This window comes from Kribbella endophytica (assembly GCF_054781295.1).
The window spans coordinates 2390662-2406040 of sequence record NZ_BAAGUR010000001.1; the positions used below are offsets into that span (position 1 = coordinate 2390662).

Below are 15379 nucleotides of genomic sequence, written 5' to 3' on the forward strand. Positions count from 1 at the left end.
GGTGGGTGCGAGTTGATCTGGATCCGGACGTCGTTGGTGGCAGGGAGTTCTACGCGGCCTTGAACTCGGTGGTCGTGCCGCGGCCGATCGCGTGGGTCTCGTCGGTCTCCGCGGACGGCGTACTGAACCTGGCGCCGCACTCGTTCTTCACCGTGTCTTGCGTGCGCCCGCCGATGGTGCAGTTCACCTCGGTCGGCCGGAAGGACAGCCTGAACAACGTCGAGGCGACCCGCGAGTTCGTGGTGAACTTCGCGACCGAGCCGCTGTTCGAGCAGGTCAACGCCACCGGGACGAACTTCCCCGCGGGGATCTCAGAGTTCGAAGCCGTCGGGCTCACCACCGAGCCCTCGAAGACGATCGCGGTCCCGCGCGTCGCCGAGTCTCCGGTCGCCATCGAGTGCACCCTCCACACCACCCTCGAACTCGGCGACTCCACGGTCGTCATCGGCCGCGTCCGCCACCTGGCGATCGCCGCTGACGTGATGGACGGCGACCACCCCGACATCCACCGCCTCCGCCCGCTGGCCCGCCTCGGCCAGAACGAGTGGTCCACGATCGGCGAGATCCTCGACATCACCCGAATCCGCTACGACGACTGGCCCGGCCACTACCAGCAGACCGACTGAGCACGCGGGCCCTGCCGAGTAGGCAGGTCACCCGTTGCCCCGTCCCTACGTCATCCACCACCCGTTGAGCCGCACCGGTCTGACTCACCACCGTCCGGACCGTCCCGGCGGACCGCAACGCCGCCAGCAGCCCGAGAAGAACCCGCCGAAGAACCGCGCGGCCAAGAAGACCGCCGCCAGCACGTCCGCTGCGCCGCAGGCGACCGCTCCGGCCCTCGGGCCGAAGTCCGCCATGGTCAAGCTCGGCAGGCTCGGTCGCCAAGCTCCCCGAGCCGTCGATCGCGCTGGACCTGCGACGGCCGAGAGCCTGTGCCGCGAACGCGGTCTCAACCGCCGGCAGGAGCCTGTGCCGCAAGCACGGCCTCAATCGTCGGCGAGAGCGTGTGTCGCGAACGCGGTCTCAGGCGCTGGCGAGAGCCTGTGCCGCGAACACGGTCTCAACCGCTGGCGAGAGCCTGTGCCGCGAACACGGTCTCAACCGCTGGCGAGAGGCCTGCCTGGTCGACCGCCTTGGTCAGCTCGGCGGGCTCGGGCGTCAAGCTTCCCGAGCCGTCGATCGTGCTGGACCTGCGACGGTCGAGAGCCTGCCGCGAACCCAGTCCCAGGTGTCGGCGAGAGTCTGTGCGGCGAATACGGTCTCAGCCGTCGGCGAGAGCGTGTGTCGCGAACGCAGTCTCAACCGCTGGCTAGAGGCGTGCCTGGTCGACCGCCTTGGTCAGCTCGGCAGGCTCGGGCGCCAAGCTCCCTGAGCCCTCGATCACGCTGGACCTGCGACGGTCGAGAGCCTGCCCCGCGAACACGGTCTCAACTGCCGGCGGGAGGCTGTGCGGCGAACGCGGCCTCAACTGCCGGCGAGAGGCCTGCCTGGTCTCGCTGAGGAGGAGCAGGCGAAGCTGGAACGCTTTCCCTGCCGTGTCGGCTCCAGCTTGGGGAGCGGTGGTGAGTGCCGTGGGAGAGGACGCTGAGCGAATGGCGTGCCGACGTGGACGGGTGCGGCGCTGGGGCCGGTACGGCGCTGCACCTGATCGTTGAGGTCGGCATCGGCGGCATGCTGCTGGTGGACGGCGTGCCGGCGGATGGGGCGAGGGGGACTGCCGGGGACGACGGGCGCACGCCGTCCAGCGATCGCAGGGCGTGCTGCCCGTGTGGTGTCCGTGGGTGCTGGGATCTGGCGATCGACGGGCGGGCTCTGGCTTGGCACCTGGATGAGCCGGCGCCGGACGATCCCTATGCCTACGCCGACGAGCCGACGTGGTGTGGGGATGGGAGGGTGTCGAGCTGGCCAATGAGGCACGGCCGGGAGGGCTGGGCGACGCCAGTCGGCGTGGTGCGGGGTGCGACTGAGCCAAGCGCGACCAGCGCAATGCAAGCGTTGGCGACGGATGGAGCCCGGCAGCACGCCGGCAGCAGCGCCCGGCGCAGGGCCTGGAATAGCGCCGGCAGGAGTGCCGGGAGCAGTTGCGGCCGCCGCTGTCGTGATTGCTCTGGCTTGAGGTGGGCGTGAGCGCTGTTGGTGAAGGGCGGGCCGGGTGGCGCGGGTTTGTCGGGGTGGGAGGGGAGCGGGGTGGGGCAAAGGAGGTGGCGTCGGTGAGGAGTTGGCTGGGCTATGCGGGCGTAGGGGGAGTGATGCGCGGACGGGGATAGTGGCTGATTTGTCAGGGAATGCTTGAGGGGTAGGGGTTTTTGGGGAGGTTCTGAAGTTTTCCTGGGTGGCGACCTATCCGGGGGTGGAACGGGTCCGAAGTCCGGGTATGACTTCGCATCAGCGGATCCCTGCAGCGTTGGGTGGCTTGCTTGCCGCCGCGGCCGGTCTTGGCCTCGGTGAGTTGACGGCTGCTCTCGCCGGCGGGACGTCGCCGGTGGTTGGGGTCGGGACTCAGTTGATCGATCTCGCGCCTGGGCCGGCCAAGGACTGGGCGGTGAAGAACCTTGGTACTGCCGACAAGCCGATTCTTGTTGGTGGAGTGCTGGTTGCGGTTGCGGTGTTCGCGCTCGTGGCTGGTGCGGTTGGGGTGAAGCGGCCTCGCGTGGCGCTGGGGATGACGGTTCTGCTGGGGCTGTTGGCGATTCTTGCCGCGGCGACCGGGCGGTCGTTGGCGTCCAACGCGGTGGTGCGGGTGCTGCCGGGTGTCATCACGTTGCTGGTGGCAACTGTTGGGATGTACCTCGTACTGCGGACTCGCGGCTACCGGCTGCGGGGGAAGAGTGCGCCGACGGAGGCCGAGGCGCCCGCTGGGTTCGATCGGCGGAAGTTCTTGGTGACGACCTTCGCATTGGGTGCGGCGGGTGTCGCGGGTGGTGTAGTCGCTCGGGTCCTGCCGGCCGGCGTTGACGAAGCGACTCGGCGTGGGATTCGGCTGCCGGTGCCTGCGAGTCGGGCCAAGGCCCTGGCGAGTGGCGTGGCCGCGGATGTGCCGGGGGTCAGTGCGTTCACCACGCCCAACAAGTCCTTCTACCGTGTGGACACGCTGCTCACGGTGCCCAAGGTCGACCCGCGGAACTGGGAACTGCGCATCCACGGCATGGTCGACCAGGAGATCCGGCTCAACTTCGCCGATCTGCTCGAACGGCGCCTGATCGAGCGGGACATCACCCTGACCTGTGTCTCCAACGAGGTCGGTGGCCCGTACGTCGGGAACGCCCGCTGGATCGGCGTCCCGATCGCGGAGATCCTGCGCGAGGCCGGTGTCCAGGCCGGTGCGGACGCGGTGAAGTCGACCAGTGTCGACGGGCTCACCATCGGAACGCCGCTGGCCGCGCTGACCGACGGCCGGGACGCGATCTTCGCGGTCGGCATGAACGGCGAGCCGCTGCCCTTCGATCACGGCTTCCCGGTGCGGATGGTCGTGCCGGGCCTGTACGGCTACGTGTCTGCCACCAAGTGGATCGTGGACTTCGAGGTCACCAAGTTCGACGACTTCAGCGCCTACTGGACCGACCGCGGCTGGTCCGTCGAGGCGCCCATCAAGACCTCGTCGCGGATCGACGTCCCCAAGGGCTTCGCCCGGGTCAAGCCGGGACCGGCGGTCGCCGCCGGCGTCGCGTGGGCACAGCACCGCGGGATCTCCAAGGTCGAGGTCCAGGTCGACGACGGCCCCTGGCAGGAGGCGAAGCTCGCCGACGAGGCGGGGATCGACATCTGGCGCCAGTGGACCTTCCGCTGGGACGCGACCTCCGGCAACCACACGCTCACCGTCCGCGCGACCGACAAGACCGGACAGGTGCAGACCGCCGATCGTGCCGCTCCCCGACCCAACGGGTCGAGCGGGCTGCACAACACGGTGGTGATGGTCGAGTAACCGACGCCGCCGGACGGCGCCAACACCAACCGTCCCGCACCTGCTCCACCGCCGTCCCGATCGCGCGGGGCGCGCACAGATTTCCAGCACTACCTCTCTCAGCACCAAACCTCTCAGCACCGCAACAGCACCATCCAAAGGAGAACGATCGTCATGTCGAACACCCTGAAGCGCGTCACCATCTCCGCCGCCGCCGTGTCGTTGCTCTTCGCAACGGCTGCCTGTGGTGGTGGCGACGACAACTCCAACAGCTCCGGCGCCAGCACGCCGTCGACCAGCACCTCCGAGTCCACCTCGACCGAGCCGTCCGCGACGCCGTCGGCCGACAACATGTCCGGCCTCGTCGGTCCGGGCTGCGCGGACTACGCCAAGGCCAACGCCACCGGTGCCGGTTCGATCGACGGTATGGCTGCCGCTCCGGTCGCCAGCGCTGCCGCGGGCAACCCGCTGCTGAAGACCCTGGTCGCTTCGGTGTCGGGTCAGCTGAACCCGAAGGTCAATCTGGTCTCGACGCTGAACTCCGACCAGTTCACCGTGTTCGCGCCGGTCGACTCGGCGTTCGCGAAGATCCCGGCCGCGACGATCAACACGCTGAAGACCGACAGCGCGCTGCTGACCAAGATCCTGACCTACCACGTCGTCCCGGGCCAGCTCGACGCCACCGCGGTGGTCGGCAAGCACCCGACCGCGGAGAAGCAGGAACTGACCGTCACCGGCTCCGGCGACAACCTGAAGGTCAACAACGCCAACGTCATCTGCGGCGGCGTGAAGACCGCCAACGCGACCGTCTACCTGATCGACACCGTCCTGATGCCCCCGATGAGCTGATCGCAGCTCCCCACCGACCTGGGCGGTGTCACCTTTCATGGTGGCGCCGCCCAGTTCCATTGCCGGCGGCAATGATCGCCCGCACTGACGTGGCGACGTCGGCCTCGGTGGTGAGGTGGTTCGACACGGAGATCCGCATGTACCGCCGGCCGCGCCACGTCGTACCGCCCATCCAGCAGACGCCTGATCGCTGCACCTCCTCGACCACGCGATCGGTGTCGGTGTCCGAGCCGAACGAGACGAGGACCTGGTTGAGTACGACGTCGTTGCCGATCTCGTAGCCGGCCGCGCTCAGCTGGTCGGCGAAGGAACGTGCGAGGCCGCAGCAGCGGTCGACGAGATCGCGAAAGCCCATCCGACCCAACTCCTGCAAGCCGGCCCAGGTGGCCAGTCCGCGAGCGCGGCGGGAGGACTCGATGGCGTAGTCGCCGGGCTCGGGTTCGCCAGAGGCGACCAGGTACGACGCGCTGTACGCCAAGGCGTTCGCATGCGAAGCGGGATGGGCCGAGAAGACGAAACCGCTGTCGTACGGGAGATTCAGCCACTTGTGGCCGTCGCAGGCCCAGGAGTCCGCGCGTTCCACACCGCTGACCTGCGAGCGCAGAGCCGGACTGGCGGCCGCCCAGAGACCGAAGGCGCCATCGACATGGACCCAGCCGCCGTACTCGTGGACGAGATCGCAGGCAGCGCCGAGTGGATCTGCGGCGCCGGTGTTCACGTTGCCGGCCTGCAGGCAGACGATCAGCGGGCCGGTGTGATCGGCCAGTCGAGCCCGCAACAACTCCAGATCGAGCGCGCCGTTCGAATCGGCAGCCACCAATTCGAGGGATCGGGAGCCGAAGCCGAGTAGTCGCAGCGAACGGTCGATGGTTGCGTGGCGCTCTTCACCCGCAAGTACCCGGACCTGTGGTGCGCCACCCAGGCCGTCGGCTTCGACGTCCCAGCCCGCTTGGCCGAGCACGTGGTTCCGCGCGGCGGCCAGGGCGATCGTATTCGCCGATTGTCCACCAGTGGTGAAGCCGGCCGAAGCTGTCGCGGGGAGGCCGAGCAGTTCCTTCAGCCAGTCGGCGGCCGCTTGCTCGGCCGCGGCTGTGGTGGGCGAGAGCACGCTGTTCCAGGCGTTCTGGTCCCAGCCGGCGGCGAGGATCTCGGCAGCGGTCGCGGCGGGTAGTGCGCCGCCGACGACGAAGCCGAAGTAGCGCGGGCCTGCACTCGCGACGATCCCTGGGTCGGCGACAGCGATCAGTTCGTCGATCACCTCGGCGGCTGGTCGTCCGGCCTCCGCGAGTGGCCGACGGAAGTCGGCGCGGACCTCTGGGTACGACCTGGCCGCGTGGACCGGGCGTTCGGCGAGGGAGTCGCGGAAGGCGGCGGCGTGTGCTGCGGCGCGGGTGAAGAGCTGGTGCGAGAGCGACGAAGGCTGCATGGTCCGACTGTCCCATTCGGTCGAGGGGTGGGCGGGTCAGCTGAGAGTGCGCGTCAGGGCTTGGAGAACGGGCGTGAGGTGGATGGCCTCGAGGTCCTTGGGCTGGGTGGTGGCGGGATGCCAGGTCGCGTCGGCGACGTACTGGATCCAGGGCGTCAGTGGGCCGGGCTGGATCGCGTGGGCACGGAGGGAGAGGCCGAGCATGACGGCCAGGGCGGGCAGGATCGAGAGATCGGTGACGACGTGCACGAGCAGCAGGCCGCGCGCCGGGAGGGCGACGAGGACGCCGTGCGGTGGGTTCTCGACGCGGAGGCTTTCGCGCAGGACGGTGTCGAGGACCAACGCCCGCGAGGCGGCGAAGCTGGAACCGCCGATCACCGCAATGGTGGCGCCGTCGTGGTCGACGTACTCGACCTGGTCGGGAAGGCGACGGAGGTTGGCCAGGGCGGCGTCGAGAGCCTCGGCACGGGTCATGCCGAAGTCGGCGGGCTCAAGGTGGAGGGTGACGACGCCCTCGTCGTGAGTGGCCGGTACGGCGAGCAGACCGGGCAGGAACTCGGGTGTGCCTGCCGTCCAGGCAGGTGGCAGTGAGGTGGTGGGGACAAGTCGGGCGACGAGGTCGCGCACCGGATCGGTGGGTGGCGCGGGTGGACCGTGGCTGAGGTGCTCGCCGAGGCGGTTGAAGTGGTCGCTGACCAGCTGGGGCCAACGGTGTGGATGTTCGCCGGCGACGATGCGGGCAAGGTTGCTCAGCCCGGCGATCAAGGTCGCGTCGAGCGGGCCCGGCGACAGCAGCAGTGCGTCGGTACCGTCGAAGGTCGCCCGCAGCCCGCGCTCGCCGGCGGCGTCGAGCGCCAGCCGGACGAGATGTGCAGCCTGCGGCTCCGTCAACGGCGCCAGCGCGCAGTTGTTGCCTGAAGCCCGTTCCGGGGGATGGTGGATGGTCATGAGTACCTCCTCGCCAAAGAAAGTACGAGGATTGCGTCACCCTGGACGTGACGAGTTCGCGAGCTGTGGACAACCCGGCGGTTATCCTGCCCGCAGTCGAGTCCTAGGAGTGTGAGGTATGTCGGACACCCCGGCGTCGCGGCCGTCGTCGGCGGCCCGGCTCTCGCTGTCGCACATCACGGCGCAGAACGAGACGAACCTGCTCGGCACGGTGCACGGTGGCGTGATCATGACGCTGGTCGACTCGGTCGCGGGCGTCGTCGCGGCGCGGCACTCGGGAGGTCCGGCGGTCACCGCGTCGATGGACGAGATGCAGTTCCTGGTTCCGGTCCGGGTCGGCGACGTCGTGCACTTCACCGCCCAGGTGAACTGGACCGGCCGCAGCTCGATGGAGATCGGCGTCCGGATCACCGCGGACCGCTGGGACTCGGTCGGGCCGCAGGTGCACGTCGCCACGGCGTACCTGGTGTTCGTCGCCGTCGACTCCGACGGCCAGCCGCGGCACGTGCCGCAGGTCGAGCCGGAGAACGACGAGGACCGGCGCCGGATGCGTGAGGCCGAGATCCGGCGCAGTCACCGGCTGGCCCGGCGCAAGGCGATCATCGCCTCCCGCGAGGATCTCGATGACGCTGTTCACTAGCGCCCGGCGGCATCCGTCCGCCATCTTGCTGGTGGTCCAGCTGCTCGGCGTACTGGTCTATCCGGCGATGGAGGGATCACGCGCCGGCCGCGTCGGGTTCGAGACGCTGGGCATCGTCGTGCTGGTGCTGGCGGTCTTCTCGGTCCGCTCGACACCTGGCCTGACCTGGGTCAGCGTCTGCCTGGGCATCCCGGCGGTGGTGCTGTCGCTGGTCGACGCGATGCGTCCGACCGAGGCGATCGTGCCGATCTCGGGGGCCTTTCACGCGGCGTTCTACTTCTACGCGGCGTACAGCCTGCTGCGGTACATGCTGGCCGATCACGACGTCAGTGTCGACGAGCTGTACGCCACCGGCGCGACGTTCACTCTGGTGGCGTGGGGATTCGCGTACGTGTTCGTCGCCGTCCAGGCGCTCGACCCGGGCAGCTTCACCGCCGCGGTCAACCCGCAGCAGGACCGCTCGTGGATGGAGTTGTTGTTCCTCAGCTTCACCACCCTGTCCAGCACCGGGCTCAGCGACATCGTTCCGATCAAGTCCTGGGCGCGGTCCGTGGTCATGCTCGAGCAGCTCGCCGGTCTCGGGTACGTCGCGATGGTCGTCTCGCGGCTCGTCGGTCTCACTGTGGCCAAGCGCAGCAAGTAACCCTCAGCGGCGCGGCCAAGACGCAAGCAGATCACCGGCCGCTCGGAAGGCCACCTCGGGCGCGTGCTCCATCGCCGCCACCCGGTAGCTGACCAGAGCGCCTTCGTGCAGCAGCAGCAACCGATCCGCCAGCTCGTCCACCTCGTCGAAACCGGCCAACGAGGCCTGCGCGACGAACTCCGCCCGCATCCATTTCTTCTGCCCGACGATCACCGGCATCGCGGGGTGGTCCGGAGATGCCAGCTCGACGCTCGCGTTGATGAACCCGCAGCCTCGCTGCGACTCCGCCATCCACTCGCTCAGGGAAGCGAACAGCGCGAGGATCACCTCTTCGGGACCGGCGGGCTTCCGCCGCGCGAGCTGGTCGTCGAGGAACGCGTGCCACTGCCGGTTCCGCGCTTCCAGGTACGCCGCGATCAGCCGGTCCTTCGACCCGAACCGGTCGTACAGCGTCTTCTTGGTGACCTCGGCGGCGTCCGCGATCGCGTCCACGCCGACCGTCCGGATGCCCTGGGCGTAGAACAGCGCCGACGCGGCCGCCAGGATCCGCTCGCCGGCCGGCGTCAGCCGCTCGGCCGGGATCAGGGCACGCTCCACGAGCAGGGTGGATCTCAGCTGTTGGTCGACCATACTGACAGTATACCGACCGGTGTGGTTACGTCGAAGCATGACGGCCACGGAAGTCCTGCCCCGCACCACCTCGGTGGTCCCGCTGCTCGCCGGTGCCGGGTTCGTCGTGTTCTGGAGCTCGGGCTTCATTGGCGCCCGTTGGGGTACGACGTACAGCTCCGCGGTCGACCTGCTGGCCTGGCGGTTCCTGCTCGCCGGAACCGTGGCCGCGCTGATCCTCGCGATCCGCAGGCCGAGGATCAGTCGCGCGGACGTGTTCACCCACGTCGCGATGGCGTTCCTGACCCAGTTCATCTACCTCGGCCTGATCTTCACCGGGATCGACCACGGCATCCCCGCCGGGTTGACGGCGTTGATCGGTTCACTCCAGCCGATCCTGATCGCCACCGTCGCCGGACCGCTGCTCGGCGAGCGCGTGACAGCGCTGCAGTGGACCGGCCTGTTGGTCGGCCTCGGCGGAGTCGGCCTGGTCGTTGCCGACGACCTCGGCCACGGATCACCGTTGCTCTTCCTGCTTCCCTTCGGCGGACTGCTCGGCCTGGCTGCCGGGACGTGCCTCGAACGCAAGCGGAAGCCGCAGGCCCACCTGCTCGACGCGCTCTGCCTGCAAAGCCTGGTCTCCGGCGTCCTCTTCCTCGCCTTCGCCGCCGCGACTCAACAGATGACCGTTCCGCACGAACTCGGCTTCTACGGCGCCGCGATCTGGCTGGTCGTCCTCTCGACCACCGGCGGCTGGGGGCTCTACCTGGTCAACCTCCGTCTGTCCGGCGCGACCCGCGTCAGTTCGCTGCTCTACCTCGTGCCGCCGACGACGATGGTGCTGGCGTTCCTGATGTTCCACGAGACGATCGGACCGCTCGCCGTCCTCGGGATCCTCGTCTGCGCGGCCGCGGTTCTGCTGATTCGTTGGCCGAACGCCAAGCAAAGCGGGCGTCACGACCCTGAGATGGCTACGCTGCGGTCATGGCGGAACCCCGGTGGCTGAACGAGCAAGAGCAGCAGGCCTGGCGTGCGTTCATCGCGGCGCAGCGCGTGGTCAACGGGCGCATCGAGCAACAGTTGCAGCGCGACGCCGGGATGCCGCACACGTACTACGAAATCCTGGTCCGGCTCTCCGACGCGACTGATGGCCGGTTGCGGATGAGTGAGCTCGCTGTCGCCACGCTGGGGTCCCGCAGCCGTCTCTCGCACGCGGTGAACCGGCTCGAGCAGGTCGGCTGGGTCCGCCGTGAGGGGATCACGTCGGACCGTCGGGGTCAGGTCGCCATCCTCACCGACGCGGGCCGGGAGAAGCTGAAGGAGACCGCGCCGGGGCACGTCGAGACAGTTCGCTCGGCGGTCTTCGACCCGCTGTCCGACGAGCAGGTCCAGCAGTTGCACGACATCTGCGCCGCCCTGGTTCGCCACTCCGGTGGCAGCGAGGACAGCGCCACCTGGGAGTCGAGCTGAGGCTCGTCGGTCACAATGGGCGGCGATGAAGACTTTCCAGGGAGTCGCCCTCCTTACAGCTGCTGCACTTCTTCTGGCCGGATGCGCCGACTCGAGTACGCCAACCGCGGGGCCCAGCACGGCTCCTTCGTCGTCGGTGCCGATCCCGCCGCCGACGGACACGCCGCCGCCCGCGACCCCTTCGACGCAGCCGTCGAGCACACCACCGGCCACTCCGCCGGTCGGCTGCCTCGACCAGAAGCTGACCGGGCTGACCCTGCGCGAGCGCGCGGCGCAGCTGATCATGACGGGCATCACCGCGACCGGCATGACGTCGGCCGAGCGGACCGTCGTACGGGGTCGTAAGCCGGGCGGCATCCTGCTGATGGGTACGGGCGGCAGCCTCAGTCACACCCGTACGGCGATGGCCGCCGTGACCGCCGCGGCCACGGTCGACGGGATCAAGCCGTTCGTCGCCGCGGATCAGGAAGGCGGCAAGATCCAGCGGCTCAAGGGTTCCGGCTTCGACCGGATCCCGGCCGCGACCGTTCAGGGCGGCTGGTCCGCCGAGAAGCTCACCAGCCAGGCCACCCTGTGGGCCAAGCAGCTCAAGCAGGCCGGGGTGAACCTCGACCTCGCGCCGGTCGCCGACGTCGTACCGAAGTCCCTGGGTGACGACAATGCGCCGATCGGAGCCCTTGACCGCGGCTACGGCAGCGCACCGGGCCCGATCGGCGAGCACGTCGCCGCGTTCATCAAGGGCATGGACGCCGCCGGGGTGATGACCTCGGTCAAGCACTTCCCGGGCCTGGGCCGGGTCCGCGGCAACACCGACTTCTCCTCGGGCGTCGTCGACACCGTCACGGTCCGCGGCGACGCCGACCTCGCGCCGTTCGCGGCCGGGATCAAGGCGGGCAGCGACCTGGTGATGGTCTCGACCGTCACCTACACCAAGATCGACAAGACCAACCGCGCCGTCTTCTCGCCGGCGATCGTCCAGGGCATGCTCCGCGGTGACCTCCAGTACGACGGGGTGGTGATCACCGACGACGTCGGAGCCGCCGCCGAGGTGGCCTCCGTGCCGGCCGGGGACCGGGCGACCTTGTTCATCGACGCGGGCGGTGATGTGGTGATCACCGCGAAGGCCTCGCTGACCGCCACGATGGTCGACGCCGTGGTCGCCAAGGCCCAGCAGGACAAGGCGTTCGGCGCCAAGGTCGACGCCAGCGTGCGACGGGTTCTCACCCTGAAGCAGAACCGCGGACTGGTGAGCTGCGGGTGACCGCCGTACCGCCTCCTGTCGACGGCGTTGAACCCGACTACCGGTTCACCCTGGCCAACGAGCGGACGTATCTCGCCTACCTGCGGACATCACTCGCCTGTTATGCCGGTGGTCTGTCCGCGGTCCAGTTCCTCGACCTGGGCCCGGACCGCTGGGTGGCCAAGATCATCGGCATCGTCCTGGTCGGTGCCGGACTGGTCACGACAGCAGGCGCATTCCGCCGCTGGCAGGCGAATCTGGTCGCGATGCGTGGCGGCCGACCACTCCCGGTGACCCGGCTGCCGTTGATGCTCGGGGCAACGATCGTGGTGGTCGGACTGGTCGGCCTGTTGTTCAGCCTGTGGCGATGACCCGCGACCCCGGTCTGCAGCCCGAGCGCACGCTGCTCGCCTGGCGACGGACCGCGCTCGGCCTGGTCGCGAACGGTGTTCTCCTGCTCGCATCCGGCCACGGGACGTCAGGAGTCCGGACCGGGCTCGGCATCGTGGTCGTCGTACTGGCTCTGGGGTGCTGGGCCGCCGTGAGTGCCGTCTTCCGGCGGGCCGCAGGGTCCCACCCACCGAGCTTCCTGGGACAGCAAAGGGTGCTGCAGACCGCCGCCGGTCTGGTCCTGCTGGTGGGGCTTTTCGACCTGTACGCCGTGATCACACGCTGACACCGTCTGGTCACGGATTGGTCGCACTGAGTCAATGTGTTCACAATCTCGCGGTACCTTGCCAGGACGGATGCCAACTCAACGGTCCGTTGCCCCTAGCATGTTCACGGTTTGTCCCTCGTTCACCCGGAGCTTGAAGTGCCGTTACGTCTGCGTCCGAACGACCCGACGTTCTACGACCTTTTCACCGAGTCCGCCAACCACCTCGTCGACGGTGCCCGCATCCTGGCCGATCTGCTCGGCAGCACGGCGGGGACCGGCCTGGCGGCCAGTCACCAGATCGCCGCCCAGATGAAGGACGCCGAGCACGCGGCCGACGAGACCACCCACTCGATCATCCGCCGCGTCAACTCGACCTTCGTCACGCCGTTCGACCGCGAAGACATCTACCGTCTCGCGTCCGACCTGGACGACGTGATGGACTTCATGGAGGAGGCCGTCGACTCGATCCACCTGTTCAGCCTGGAGTCGCTGCCGGCCGAGGTGGCCGAGCAGATCGAGGTTCTGCAGCGGATGGCCGCCCTGACGTCGGAGACGATGCCGCGGCTGCGCACGATGAAGGACCTGGCCGAGTACTGGATCGAGATCAACCGGCTGGAGAACACGGGTGACGCCGTGCACCGCCGGATCATCGCCAAGCTGTTCAGCGGCGAGTTCGACGCGCTGACGGTGATGAAGGTGAAGACCGTGATCGACCTGCTGGAAGACGCGGTCGACGCGTTCGAGCACGTCGCCAACACGGTCGAGCAGATCGCCGTCAAGGAGAGCTGAGCGTGGAGCTCGCGCTCGTCATTGCCGTCATCGTCATCGCGCTGGCGTTCGACTACACCAACGGCTTCCACGACGCCGCCAACGCGATCGCCACCTCGGTCTCGACCCGGGCGCTGACGCCCCGGGTGGCCCTGCTGATGGCGGCGGTGATGAACTTCCTCGGCGCCTTCCTCGGCACCGAGGTGGCCGACACCGTCGGCAAGGGCATCATCACCACCCCGAGCGGCCAGCACGGCCTGGTGATCGTGCTGTCGGCGCTGATCGGCGCCATCACGTGGAACCTGATCACCTGGTACTTCGGGCTGCCGAGCTCCTCGTCGCACGCGCTGATCGGCGGTCTGGTCGGTGCCGGTCTGGCCTCGACCAGCGTCGTGCTGTGGTCGGGCATCGTCGACAAGGTCGTCATCCCGATGGTGCTGTCGCCGGCGATCGGCTTCCTCGGCGCGTTCGCGCTGATGACCGCGATCCTGTGGATCTTCCGGCGCCGGAACCCCGGCAAGACCACCCGTGGCTTCCGCCTGGCCCAGTCGCTGTCCGCGGCCGCGATGGCGCTCGGTCACGGCCTGCAGGACGCTCAGAAGACGATGGGCGTGATCTTCTTGGCGCTGCTCAGCACCGGGCACGTCCAGCCCGGCCAGGGCATCCCGGTCTGGGTGAAGATCTCCGCGGCGACCGCGATCTCGCTCGGCACCTACTCCGGTGGCTGGCGGATCATGCGGACGCTGGGTCGCCGGATCATCCACCTGGACCCGGCCCGTGGCTTCGCCTCCGAGGCGGTCGCCGCGACCGTTCTCTACGTGATGGCGATCGGCCTGCACGCCCCGGTGTCGACCACCCACACGATCACCTCCGCGGTGATGGGAGCCGGCGCGACCAAGCGGCTGTCCGCGGTCCGGTGGGGTGTCGCGAAGGGCATCGTCATGGCCTGGGTGCTGACCATCCCGGCGGCCGGTGTGGTCGCCGCTGCCTGTTACTGGCTGGCTCACCTGATCCTGGAGTAGCAGTTCACGGCCAGTTCACCCGGAAGGATTAGCGTCCGACGCGTTCCTGACGCCGCCCACTTCCGGGATGTGATCGTGATGGATCTGTCGTTCCTCGTCGTCGTGGTGATCGCCACCGCTCTGGTGTTCGACTTCACCAACGGTTTCCACGACACCGCCAACGCGATGGCCACGTCCATCGCCACCGGAGCGCTCAGACCCAAGGTCGCGGTCGGGCTGTCCGCCGTACTGAACCTGGCCGGGGCGTTCGTCTCCACCGAGGTCGCCAAGACGATCTCGAGCGGGCTGGTCGACGACGCCAAGGTGACCGTGCCGATCATCTTCGGCGGTCTGGTCGGCGCGATCCTGTGGAACCTGATGACCTGGTACGTCGGACTGCCGAGCTCGTCGTCGCACGCACTCTTCGGCGGCCTGATCGGGGCCACCTGGATCGCGGCCGGCAGCGGCGCGGTCAACTTCGGCACCGTGGTCCAGAAGATCGTCATCCCCGCCGTCGCGGCGCCGATCGTGGCCGGGATCGTCGCGCTGCTCGGCACGTACCTGGCGTACAGGATCACCCAGCGCGGCCGGAAGAAGACCGTCGACGACGGCTTCCGGGCCGGGCAGATCGCGTCCGCCTCGCTCGTCTCGCTGGCGCACGGCACCGGGGACGCGCAGAAGACGATGGGCATCATCACGCTGGTCCTGATCACCTCGGGCAGCCTCGCGCCGGGTTCGCGGCCGCCGCTGTGGGTGATCGGGTCGGCCGGCCTGGCGATTGCCCTGGGCACCTATCTGGGCGGCTGGCGGATCATCCGCACGATGGGCAAGGGGCTGACCGAGATCGAGTCGCCGCAAGGGTTCGCCGCGGAGACCAGCTCCACCGCCGTACTGCTGGCCTCGTCGCACCTGGGCTTCCCGCTGTCGACCACACAGGTCTGCTCGGGCAGCATCCTCGGCGCCGGCCTCGGCAAGCGCCTCGCTGAGGTCCGCTGGACCGTGGCCGGGCGGATGGCGCTCGCCTGGCTGTTCACGCTGCCAGCGGCCGCAGTGGTCGGCGCATTGGCCGGCCGGGTGGCCAACTCGGGCAACGCGGGCGTTGCCATCATCGCGGTGGCCGCCGCAGCTGCCGGCCTCGGCATCTACGTCGCCTCGCGCCGCAAGCCGGTCACCGCCGGCAACGTGAACGAGTACCCCGGCACCTCGGTGCCGGTGGCCTGAGA

General features: G+C 68.9%; 17 protein-coding genes. 14 read left to right on the forward strand and 3 right to left on the reverse strand.

Features of this window, described 5'->3' with window-relative positions; all coding sequences use genetic code 11:
- Positions 1 to 5: 5 nt before the first annotated feature.
- From ACYVIO_RS11390 to ACYVIO_RS11405, 4 genes are all read left to right on the forward strand, one after another.
- Positions 6 to 626, forward strand: coding sequence for a flavin reductase family protein (locus ACYVIO_RS11390; protein ID WP_460650651.1), 621 nt, complete (start codon positions 6 to 8; stop codon positions 624 to 626).
- A 982-nt stretch (positions 627 to 1608) separates the two neighbouring features.
- Positions 1609 to 2130, forward strand: a complete 522-nt coding sequence (locus tag ACYVIO_RS11395; RefSeq protein ID WP_460652082.1) for an ROK family protein — start codon at positions 1609 to 1611, stop codon at positions 2128 to 2130.
- Positions 2131 to 2377: 247 nt separating this feature from the next.
- Positions 2378 to 3925, forward strand: coding sequence for a molybdopterin-dependent oxidoreductase (locus ACYVIO_RS11400; RefSeq protein WP_460650652.1), 1548 nt, complete (start codon positions 2378 to 2380; stop codon positions 3923 to 3925).
- 153 nt (positions 3926 to 4078) lie between these two features.
- On the forward strand, positions 4079 to 4753 hold the full coding sequence (locus ACYVIO_RS11405) for a fasciclin domain-containing protein (protein ID WP_460650653.1): 675 nt from the start codon (positions 4079 to 4081) through the stop codon (positions 4751 to 4753).
- Between the two features lie 28 nt (positions 4754 to 4781).
- Here the strand turns inward: ACYVIO_RS11405 and ACYVIO_RS11410 are convergent, their stop codons facing one another.
- Both ACYVIO_RS11410 and ACYVIO_RS11415 read right to left on the reverse strand, forming a co-directional pair.
- Positions 4782 to 6179 carry a pyridoxal phosphate-dependent decarboxylase family protein gene (locus tag ACYVIO_RS11410; protein ID WP_460650654.1) on the reverse strand — a complete coding sequence of 466 codons (1398 nt, stop codon included), beginning with the start codon at positions 6177 to 6179 and terminating at the stop codon, positions 4782 to 4784.
- Between the two features lie 36 nt (positions 6180 to 6215).
- Entirely contained in the window at positions 6216 to 7127 is a 912-nt protein-coding gene (locus ACYVIO_RS11415) for a DUF1444 domain-containing protein (RefSeq protein WP_460650655.1), read from the reverse strand.
- A gap of 118 nt (positions 7128 to 7245) precedes the next feature.
- On the opposite strand from ACYVIO_RS11415, the gene ACYVIO_RS11420 reads away from it, so the two are divergent.
- Positions 7246 to 7767, forward strand: coding sequence for an acyl-CoA thioesterase (locus ACYVIO_RS11420; protein ID WP_460650656.1), 522 nt, complete (start codon positions 7246 to 7248; stop codon positions 7765 to 7767).
- Positions 7751 to 8410 carry an ion channel gene (locus tag ACYVIO_RS11425; protein ID WP_460650657.1) on the forward strand — a complete coding sequence of 220 codons (660 nt, stop codon included), beginning with the start codon at positions 7751 to 7753 and terminating at the stop codon, positions 8408 to 8410. Before ACYVIO_RS11420 ends, ACYVIO_RS11425 begins: the two co-directional genes overlap by 17 nt.
- Positions 8411 to 8413: 3 nt before the next feature.
- Here the strand turns inward: ACYVIO_RS11425 and ACYVIO_RS11430 are convergent, their stop codons facing one another.
- Positions 8414 to 9040: a TetR/AcrR family transcriptional regulator gene (locus tag ACYVIO_RS11430; RefSeq protein ID WP_460650658.1), complete on the reverse strand. Its 627-nt coding sequence runs from the start codon at positions 9038 to 9040 to the stop codon at positions 8414 to 8416.
- Positions 9041 to 9077: 37 nt separating this feature from the next.
- Between ACYVIO_RS11430 and ACYVIO_RS11435 the strand changes: the two genes are divergently transcribed.
- The 8 genes from ACYVIO_RS11435 (at position 9078) to ACYVIO_RS11470 (ending at position 15377) form a co-directional block, all read left to right on the forward strand.
- Entirely contained in the window at positions 9078 to 10025 is a 948-nt protein-coding gene (locus ACYVIO_RS11435; RefSeq protein ID WP_460650659.1) for a DMT family transporter, read from the forward strand.
- Complete coding sequence (locus ACYVIO_RS11440) at positions 10004 to 10489, forward strand: MarR family winged helix-turn-helix transcriptional regulator (protein ID WP_460650660.1); 486 nt, start codon at positions 10004 to 10006, stop codon at positions 10487 to 10489. Before ACYVIO_RS11435 ends, ACYVIO_RS11440 begins: the two co-directional genes overlap by 22 nt.
- 25 nt (positions 10490 to 10514) lie before the next feature.
- Complete coding sequence (locus tag ACYVIO_RS11445; protein WP_460650661.1) at positions 10515 to 11750, forward strand: glycoside hydrolase family 3 N-terminal domain-containing protein; 1236 nt, start codon at positions 10515 to 10517, stop codon at positions 11748 to 11750.
- A complete protein-coding gene (locus tag ACYVIO_RS11450) occupies positions 11747 to 12100 on the forward strand; it encodes a YidH family protein (protein ID WP_460650662.1) in 354 nt (117 codons plus the stop codon). The genes ACYVIO_RS11445 and ACYVIO_RS11450 overlap by 4 nt, the downstream gene beginning before the upstream one ends.
- The gene (locus ACYVIO_RS11455; RefSeq protein WP_460650663.1) at positions 12097 to 12405 is read left to right on the forward strand and encodes a DUF202 domain-containing protein; all 309 of its coding nucleotides are present in this window, start codon (positions 12097 to 12099) and stop codon (positions 12403 to 12405) included. Before ACYVIO_RS11450 ends, ACYVIO_RS11455 begins: the two co-directional genes overlap by 4 nt.
- A 138-nt stretch (positions 12406 to 12543) precedes the next feature.
- Positions 12544 to 13176, forward strand: a complete 633-nt coding sequence (locus tag ACYVIO_RS11460; RefSeq protein WP_460650664.1) for a DUF47 domain-containing protein — start codon at positions 12544 to 12546, stop codon at positions 13174 to 13176.
- Positions 13177 to 13178: 2 nt separating this feature from the next.
- The gene (locus ACYVIO_RS11465) at positions 13179 to 14177 is read left to right on the forward strand and encodes an inorganic phosphate transporter (protein WP_460650665.1); all 999 of its coding nucleotides are present in this window, start codon (positions 13179 to 13181) and stop codon (positions 14175 to 14177) included.
- Positions 14178 to 14252: 75 nt separating this feature from the next.
- Entirely contained in the window at positions 14253 to 15377 is a 1125-nt protein-coding gene (locus ACYVIO_RS11470; RefSeq protein ID WP_460650666.1) for an inorganic phosphate transporter, read from the forward strand.
- Positions 15378 to 15379: the final 2 nt, after the last annotated feature.